The 7,775-nt window shown below is 50.6% G+C and carries 8 protein-coding genes; 4 read left to right on the top strand and 4 right to left on the bottom strand.

All coding sequences use genetic code 11. The features are described from left to right. The coding region (locus QZN53_RS12780) for a GNAT family N-acetyltransferase (protein WP_163439300.1) at positions 1-259 on the top strand (259 nt) is incomplete at its 5' end. Here the strand turns inward: QZN53_RS12780 and bioD are convergent. The 4 genes from bioD to bioA are packed head-to-tail and all read right to left on the bottom strand — an operon-like array spanning position 256 to position 4,221. After that, positions 256-921 (bottom strand): dethiobiotin synthase, encoded by a 666-nt coding sequence (gene bioD, locus QZN53_RS12775; protein WP_163439299.1) that lies wholly within the window; start codon positions 919-921, stop codon positions 256-258. The two genes, QZN53_RS12780 and bioD, sit on opposite strands and share 4 nt — an antisense overlap. Beyond that, entirely contained in the window at positions 918-2,129 is a 1,212-nt protein-coding gene (bioF, locus tag QZN53_RS12770; protein ID WP_163439298.1) for an 8-amino-7-oxononanoate synthase, read from the bottom strand. Before bioF ends, bioD begins: the two co-directional genes overlap by 4 nt. Then, positions 2,126-2,875, bottom strand: coding sequence for a 6-carboxyhexanoate--CoA ligase (locus QZN53_RS12765; protein ID WP_163439297.1), 750 nt, complete (start codon positions 2,873-2,875; stop codon positions 2,126-2,128). Before QZN53_RS12765 ends, bioF begins: the two co-directional genes overlap by 4 nt. 35 nt (positions 2,876-2,910) lie before the next feature. Further along, complete coding sequence (gene bioA, locus QZN53_RS12760) at positions 2,911-4,221, bottom strand: adenosylmethionine--8-amino-7-oxononanoate transaminase (RefSeq protein ID WP_163439296.1); 1,311 nt, start codon at positions 4,219-4,221, stop codon at positions 2,911-2,913. A gap of 259 nt (positions 4,222-4,480) precedes the next feature. Here bioA and QZN53_RS12755 point away from each other — a divergent pair, with 259 nt between their 5' ends. The 3 genes from QZN53_RS12755 to QZN53_RS12745 all read left to right on the top strand — a co-directional run bounded on the left by QZN53_RS12755 (position 4,481) and on the right by QZN53_RS12745 (position 7,555). Next, the gene (locus QZN53_RS12755) at positions 4,481-5,692 is read left to right on the top strand and encodes a GGDEF domain-containing protein (RefSeq protein ID WP_294653457.1); all 1,212 of its coding nucleotides are present in this window, start codon (positions 4,481-4,483) and stop codon (positions 5,690-5,692) included. 215 nt (positions 5,693-5,907) lie between these two features. After that, the gene (locus QZN53_RS12750; protein WP_163439294.1) at positions 5,908-6,249 is read left to right on the top strand and encodes a P-II family nitrogen regulator; all 342 of its coding nucleotides are present in this window, start codon (positions 5,908-5,910) and stop codon (positions 6,247-6,249) included. A gap of 31 nt (positions 6,250-6,280) precedes the next feature. Next, entirely contained in the window at positions 6,281-7,555 is a 1,275-nt protein-coding gene (locus tag QZN53_RS12745; protein WP_163439293.1) for an ammonium transporter, read from the top strand. Positions 7,556-7,775: the final 220 nt, after the last annotated feature.

Genomic DNA, 7,775 nt, shown 5'->3' with positions numbered 1-7,775 from the left:
CATTTCAAACGCGAGCTATGCGGTGAAGAAGAACAAGCGTGGCCAGCACATCGGTGAATTTCTCGTGAAGGATTGCCTTGCGAAGGCAAAGGAAATCGGCTTCAGGATTTTGCAGTTCAATGCGGTTGTCGCGACAAATACGTCTGCCCTCAAGCTCTACAAGAAGCTCGGCTTTACCCAGCTCGGCGTGATTCCCAAGGGCTTTTTGCTCAAGGACGGGAGCTACGAAGACATCATTCCGCACTATATCGAACTTTAAAACGGTTGCGCGCCTAGGTCGGTGTCGCCGTCCTTGACTTTCGCAAGGATTTCGAGGCCCGTCAGGTCTTGCATCATGCGGATGTTATCGTCTTCCATTTCTAGGTTGCCGCTAGAGCCGTAGCGGTTCACGATGAGCCCGCGGATGTCTAGGCCGCGGCTACGAGCATATTCTACCGTGAGCACGCAGGCGTTAATGGAGCCGAGCGCCGCCGTTGTCACCACAAGAATCGGGAATTTCACGGTCTTGATAATGTCTTCGAGGAAAACCTTCTGGTCATCATAGCGGATGGGGCAAATGATTCCCCCGCTACCTTCGGCAAAAATGAATTCATGGCGAGCGCAAGCCGCTTCAAAATCGGCTTTGACCTTCGTCAATTCTACGGGATTGCCTTCTTTGCGGGCAGCAAGATGCGGAGAGACTGCCTCCTTATAGACATAGCTCACGAGCAGTTCCTGCGAATCGGGAAGATTTGCAATGTTTTTCACATAGTCGGCGTCACCGGCGATCCATTTGCCGTCGCGGAGTTCTGCGCCGCTGAGGGCAGCCTTGTAGTAGCCCGCATCGATACCGGAATCGCGCCACTTTTTCACGAGCAGGGCGGTCACAAATGTTTTACCAACATCGGTTCCGGTGGCTGTAACGAAATATCCCTTGTTCATACACCCTCTTTTACCGCCTGCGCAATTATGGATGCAGCGGTTTGAAGTTGTTCATGCGTATGCGTAGCCATCAGGCTTGCACGTAGGCGGGCTTGCCCCTTGGCAACTGTCGGATAGCGAATTGCGGGAATCAAGATTCCCTGTTCCTGAAGTTTCGCAGAAATCTGCATAGCCTTCGCTTCGTCACCGATAACAATCGGAACAATTGCCGAAGGAGACAATTCAACGTTCACGCCTTCGCGCTGCAGGGCGTCGCAGAAAAATTTCACGTTATCGCGCAGATTTTGAACGCGTTCAGGATGCGCATCGATATAACGCAAATTATTGCAGGCGGCAGCGGCAACAGCAGGAGCCATCGCCGTCGTAAAGATAAAGCTGCGAGATTTATTTTTCAGAAATTCAGTCAACTGCTTCGGACCCGCCACGAAGCCGCCTTCGGCGGCGACGGCTTTGCTCAAAGTCCCGACGGTTACATCGACATGAGCACAGCCGTAGTGTTCGGCAAGTCCGCGACCGGTCTTGCCGAGCACGCCCGTGGCGTGGGCCTCGTCAATCATCAGGAGGCATTCGCTTTCGTGCGCAATCCGCAAAAGTTCCGGCAAATTCGCAAGGTCGCCATCCATGCTGAAAACAGCATCCGTCACGATGAGTTTTCGAGGTGCAGGCAATGCGGACTCGGCTCTAGATTTATCTGCTTCTTGAATCACCCGCTGCAAATCTGCCATATCATTATGCTTATACACAAAGCACTTGGCGCGGGAAAGGCGAATACCATCAATAATGCTGGCGTGGTTCAGTTCATCGCTAAAGATAAAGTCGTTCTTGCCGCACAATGCCGAAATCGTACCGACATTCGCCATGTAGCCCGTATTGAACGTAATAGCCGATTCTTCGCCCTTGAATTTGGCGATAAATTCTTCCAGTTCCTGATGCGGAGACTTGTTACCCGTAGTAAGGCGGGCACCCCCGCTCCCTGTACCCCACTCCAAAACAGCCTGGGCCATCGCCTGCTTGAGTTCATCGACATTCGCCAAGTCCAAATAAGAATTGGACGCTAGGAGAATCTGTTCCTGCGAAGCGCCATCGGGCATGCGGATTTTCACGCATGACGATTCCGGCGTTTCCATCAAGCGCATCGAGCGATAAGTATTGTTCGCTCGCGCCGCTTCCAAAGCGTCTTTCGTAAAAATGTCAAGAATGCGACTCATGCTCTGACATCCACCAAAACTTTTTTCTTCTGCAAGTACTCGATACATTCTTCAGCAGAGGCCTTGCGCGAATCAAACAAGAAAATACGGCCTCCGTTTTCATCGCCCATTTCCTTCATCTTCATAATGCGCACATAGCCGAGTTCCTTGCTCGCGACATAGCCCGTCACGTAATTCGGGTCATCACTCACGCAAAATTCCGCCACCATTCCGGGAGCATTCGCCACCTTGGTCGCAAGCACAATCGCTTCGTTAAAGTGATTCTTGCAACCATCCACTTCGCTCGAATGCAGAGCATCCATATAAGTCGCACGCACTCCGCGTTCGTGGTCTGGTTCCAGGCGTTCGCCCGTCGCGATATCGTACAGCATCGCGCCACGCATCGGGAAAGTCACCCGCAAGAGTTCCTGCAACTTTTCACGGAGCCCACAGCCAGAGCCCATCAGCGGAGTGATCAGTCCAAAAGCCTTGTCCAGCCCTTCCTGCCACGTATCTACATCAATGCGCGTTACAGGCAAAGCCTTCAAAATCCGAATATCGTATTCGTGAACCTTTTCGATTTTCACGTTGATAAAATCCGGGTCGCCCTTGGAATGATTCATGGCACGACGCACCATCGCCGAGCACACAGCCTCTACAGAATCCCGGCCTACAATGCGTTCTGCACCGGAAATATGCTGTTCGTGTTTCTGTTCGCCTTCGCCCACTTGCTGCGAGGCTCGCATTTTCAAGCTATAGTATTCCATTCACTTTGTCATGCCCGGCATGACCGGGCATCTCCTTATTCGTGAAATTCGTCTTCACCTTCTACGACAGGCGCGGGTTCACACTCACCAATCATCTTGATGGCTTCGCAAATGCGGTCAACTTCAGAATCAGTCGTAATAAGCGGAGGCATCGTGTAAACGTAGTTGCAGAACGGCCTGAGCCACACGCCAGTTTCGCGAATCACGCGCAGAATATCGTCCGCAGAAGGTTTCGCCTTCAGTTCCAAGACACCAATCGCACCGAGAACACGCACATCCGCCGCATTTTCAAGCGAACGTAGCGGTTCCAAATTCGCCTTCAAACGCTTTTCAATCCGAGCGACACTCGTGGCATAATCGCGACTTTCAAACAGCGAAAGCGAAGCGATTCCCGCAGCACAAGCCAACGGGTTCGCCATGTAAGTAGGGCCATGCATAAAGGCAGGAATCTTGCTGTTCGTAATTGTTTCGGCAACCTTCTCAGATGCAACGCAAGCTGCCATCGTAATGCTTCCGCCCGTGAGCGCCTTGCCGATACACATAATATCCGGCTTAATGCCAGCATGTTCCATCGCAAAGCGCGGGCCCGTGCGGAAAAAGCCCGAAGCAATTTCGTCCAAAATCAACAGGATGCCGTAGCGGTCGCAAAGTTCGCGGAGAGCCTTCAAGTAGCCCGCATTATAAAGCCACATGCCGTTTCCGCCCTGGAACACGGGCTCGCAAATCACGGCAGCGATTTCATCCTTGTGTTCCTCGACAACGCGCTCCATCGAAGCGAAATCCGCCGGATTCCAGACTTCGTCAAAGCGGCAGTTCGGGCGTTCCGCAAAGTAATGGTGCGGCATAATTCCGCGGAAAAGCGTATGCATTCCGTCAGGGTCAGAAAGCGCCATCGCGCCAGCAGTATCGCCGTGGTAGCCGCCCTTCAAGGCGACCAACTTGCAACGTTCCGGGCGCGAGAGCGAATGCTGGTACTGCACCGCCATCTTGGCGCTGCATTCCACGGCGATGCTTCCCGAATCCGCAAAGAAAATCTTGTTGAGACCTTCCGGCAAAAAATTCACCAGTTTTTCGCCGAGTTCAATCGCAGGTTCGTGCGTAAAGCCGCCGAACATCACATGGCACATCTTTTCGCTCTGCTTCTGAATCGCCTCGACGATTTCAGGGGCGTTATGCCCGTGCGCCATGCACCACCAACTCGATACCGCATCAATCAGTTTCAAACCGTCGGCCGTTTCAATCGTCGTTCCATGAGCGGATTTTGCAAGGAACCTGGCCGGAGTATTCTTCAGCGCCGCATACGGGTGCCACAAATGCTCGCTATCAAAATCAAGTAGCCTGTTCATTTGCGGCCAAATATAGAAATTCCCCTACACCAAGCAACATTTTACATAATTTTCCTATAAATAAAGTGGATAAAAACATTAATGACACCACTCTTTAGAAAAAGGTCTTATTTTTTTCCCATTGAAATGAATATATTTTACAGGTATAAGGAGCAATGATTTTATGGACAATTACAAAAAATTTGTAGCAGACCTTCCTGTGAACTCTGCGGAGTTTTTCACAGCTATCACTCACGCCGTCACCGAACTGTACATTTCGATGCATGTACTTGATCTTGAAACCAACACTGCGTTCCCTATCAAGAGTAACGAATTCATCGATAAATTCATGAAGTGCGGCAGCACTCTACAAGAAAGCATTACCAATATCATGTCGAATCTTGCTTGTCCAGAAAGTGTTGAAACCATCAAGAACTTTACAATTCTTTCAACATTGCCAGAACGCATGAAGGATTCAAATGTGATATCAGAAATTTTTCATGGAAAGATTCACGGTTGGAGTAAGGCGATATTTGTACGCATTGGCGACGAAAAACCTCTACATCGAGTCCTGTATATTGTCGAAAATGTGAACGCGCAAATGACAAAGCTGGAACAAGAGAAAGAGCTCTTGGAGCAGAACCGCAAACAACAAAACATGATCAATGCCCTCATGAACGGATACGCCTCCGTTGCCAGTGTCGATTTTGTAACTGATAAGGTGGAAATTTTCCGCACTAGCGATCGAATCAAAAGCGCTATTGGCTCTACGAAAAAACCACCGACCTTCAAAGCACTTGTTGAAAAACTCCTCAACACGACGGTTCTTGAAGAAGATCGGGACAGTCTCAGAAAAGTGGCTGACGAGTCGTACATTAAAGAATACTTGCCAGTTGGCAATAGTTTATCAAAAATATTCCACAACGAACTCGGTCAGTATGTCGAAATGAAGGTGGTGCGAACTGGCGAAGAAACAACCGTATTCGGCTTTACCGATAAAACTAACGAAATCACAGAAATCAACGATAAAATCTACAGGGATTCGTTGACTCAAGTGATGAATCGTAAGTATTTCGACGAGAAACTCGCATCACAGAATTGCCAAGCAGTCGTAATGGCCGACATCGACTTTTTCAAAGATGTGAATGACAATTACGGCCACCAGTGTGGTGACGCTGCCCTTACCGCCGTGGCATCGATACTGAGTTCATCGGTTCGTAATTTGGACCACGTCGTACGTTATGGCGGCGACGAATTCTTGATTACGTTCAAGGGAATCAGCCACGAAGTGCTGAGAACCAGACTTGAACAGATGCGTGCCAAGGCAGAAAAAATCAAACTGCAAGATTACCCGGATGTAAAGTTAACCATGAGCTTTGGCGGAACATTCGGAGATGGGGCCGTTTCAGACATGCTCTCTTTTGCCGACAAGGCGCTCTACATATCAAAGAAAAAGCGAAACTGCGTTTCCCTTGTTCCGTTTGAAGGATAATAACAAGTCTCTTTACATTTTTTGACTCTTTCTCCAAATTTGTAAAACCAAAATTTGTAACCGCAGTTTAACAAACTGCGTTTTTTTTGTTTCTATAACATTTTTTGACTCAAAAACACCGAAATTAAGCCATTTTCGCCACATTTGATATTTTGGCACGCCTTTTGCAATAGGTTGGGCAAAACAAGAAAACAACCTCAACAAAGGATAGGAACATGAAGCTCATTACAGCTTACATCCAACCCGAACGATTAAACATCGTAAAGCAAGAACTTTACGAAAGCAAGATTTTCAAGATGTCTGTCACTAACGTTCTTGGCTGCGGTCAGCAGCGCGGTTACAACCAACGTTTCCGTGGCGTGGTGACCGAGGTTAATCTGCTCAAAAAGATCTGTTTGAAGATTGCTGTGAACGACGAATTCGTCAAGCCCTGCATTGACGCCATCATCAAGGGCGCACGTACAGGCGCTATCGGCGACGGCAAGATTTTCGTCACGGAACTTGAACAGTGCATCCGTATCCGCACCGGCGAAACGGGCCCCGAGGCAATCGGATAATTCAAACAAATCAACACAAGGAATTTAAACAATGAACGAAGCAGCAACTGTCGTACCTGTCAGCGACGCCATCTTTATGACAGAAAACATTTGGATCATGATCAGCGCCATGTTGGTGTTTATCATGGGCCTGGGCTTTGCCTGTGTCGAAGCGGGTCTTGTTCGTGCCAAGTGCGCGGCCAACGTCGCTTTCAAAAACATCGCGGTTCCCGCCATAGGTATCACGATGTATGCCGCCATCGGCTTTGCCCTCATGTACCCCGGAACGTTCAACGCGATCTCCGGTGTACTTGGATTTGCCGGATTCGGTATCGGTGACTGGGCTAACCCGGCCAACTTCACCGCTGCCTACAACGGTCACTTCACTCTCTTCACCGACTGGTTGTTCCAGGCGATGTTTGCAGCAACCGCGGCTACCATTGTCTCTGGCGCTGTCGCCGAACGTGTGAAGCTGAACTCCTTCCTCGTCTTCACCATCATCTACGTGGCCTTCGTCTACCCCATCGTTGGTAGCTGGACATGGGGCGGTGGCTGGCTTTCTACCATCGGCAAGGCCGGTTTCCATGACCTCGCCGGTTCTACCCTGGTTCACTCCGTGGGTGGTTGGGCAGCTCTCGCTGGCGTCATGATCCTTGGACCGCGTATCGGTAAGTATGTCGGCGGTAAGGTGCACGCTATTCCGGCCCACAACATTCCGCTCGCAACCATCGGTGTGTTCATGCTGTGGTTCGGTTGGTGGGGATTCAACGCCGGTTCTGCCCTCTCCGGCGATGCAAAGGCTACTAGCTGGATTCTCGTGACCACGAACCTCGCCGCTGTCGCAGGTATCATTACCGCAACGCTTACGAGTTGGATTGTTTCGAAGAAGCCGGACGCCACCATGGCCCTCAACGGCTGCCTTGCTGGCCTCGTCGCCATCACTGCCGGTGCAGACGTGGTCACCCCGCTTTCTTCCTGGATTATCGGTGCCATCGCTGGTGTGCTCGTAGTCGGCGCAGTCTTCATGTTCGACCGCTTGCACTTGGATGACCCGGTCGGTGCTCTCTCGGTTCACCTGGTGAACGGTGTGTGGGGTACGCTCGCTGTCGGTATCTTCGATATCACTGGCGACTACACCCTCGGCACTCAGGCCATCGGCGTGATCGCTTACGCGGTTCCCTGCTTCGGTGCAGCTAGCCTCATCTTCTACGCCATCAAGAAGACCATGGGCCTCCGCGTTACCGAACGTCAAGAACTCCGCGGCCTCGACCAAAGCGAACACGGCCAAGAATCCTACAGCGGATTCCAAATCTTCAGCAATATGTAGTAGTGTGACTCCACTCCTAAACCCAGAACGGCCTCGGCTCTGCCGAGGTCGTTCTTTTGTTCAAAATTCCCTTACGCGCCCCAAATCAGCGCCAGTTTCGCCATTCGTCCCCTTTATCCGCATTTCAATCCCCTTTTCGCCCAACCACTATCCACCAAGCACTAACCACTTATTATATTTTGGTTCCCTAGACCTGGCGTTGTGGAAATGCGGTACTTTC

Origin of the sequence: uncultured Fibrobacter sp., from assembly GCF_900316465.1 — a bacterium.
In the GTDB taxonomy this organism is placed as follows: Bacteria; Fibrobacterota; Fibrobacteria; order Fibrobacterales; family Fibrobacteraceae; genus Fibrobacter.
Note: the sequence above shows the minus strand (reverse complement) of the source record. Positions and strands in the feature narration are given on the sequence as shown.

Excerpts from the sequence above, each read along its gene's own strand:
- bioD (WP_163439299.1), bottom strand. The coding sequence starts at position 921 with ATGAACAAGGGATATTTCGTTACAGCCACCGGAACCGATGTTGGTAAA.
- bioF (WP_163439298.1), bottom strand. The coding sequence starts at position 2,129 with ATGAGTCGCATTCTTGACATTTTTACGAAAGACGCTTTGGAAGCGGCG.
- QZN53_RS12765 (WP_163439297.1), bottom strand. The coding sequence starts at position 2,875 with ATGGAATACTATAGCTTGAAAATGCGAGCCTCGCAGCAAGTGGGCGAA.
- bioA (WP_163439296.1), bottom strand. The coding sequence starts at position 4,221 with ATGAACAGGCTACTTGATTTTGATAGCGAGCATTTGTGGCACCCGTAT.
- QZN53_RS12755 (WP_294653457.1), top strand. The coding sequence starts at position 4,481 with ATGCATGTACTTGATCTTGAAACCAACACTGCGTTCCCTATCAAGAGT.
- QZN53_RS12750 (WP_163439294.1), top strand. The coding sequence starts at position 5,908 with ATGAAGCTCATTACAGCTTACATCCAACCCGAACGATTAAACATCGTA.
- QZN53_RS12745 (WP_163439293.1), top strand. The coding sequence starts at position 6,281 with ATGAACGAAGCAGCAACTGTCGTACCTGTCAGCGACGCCATCTTTATG.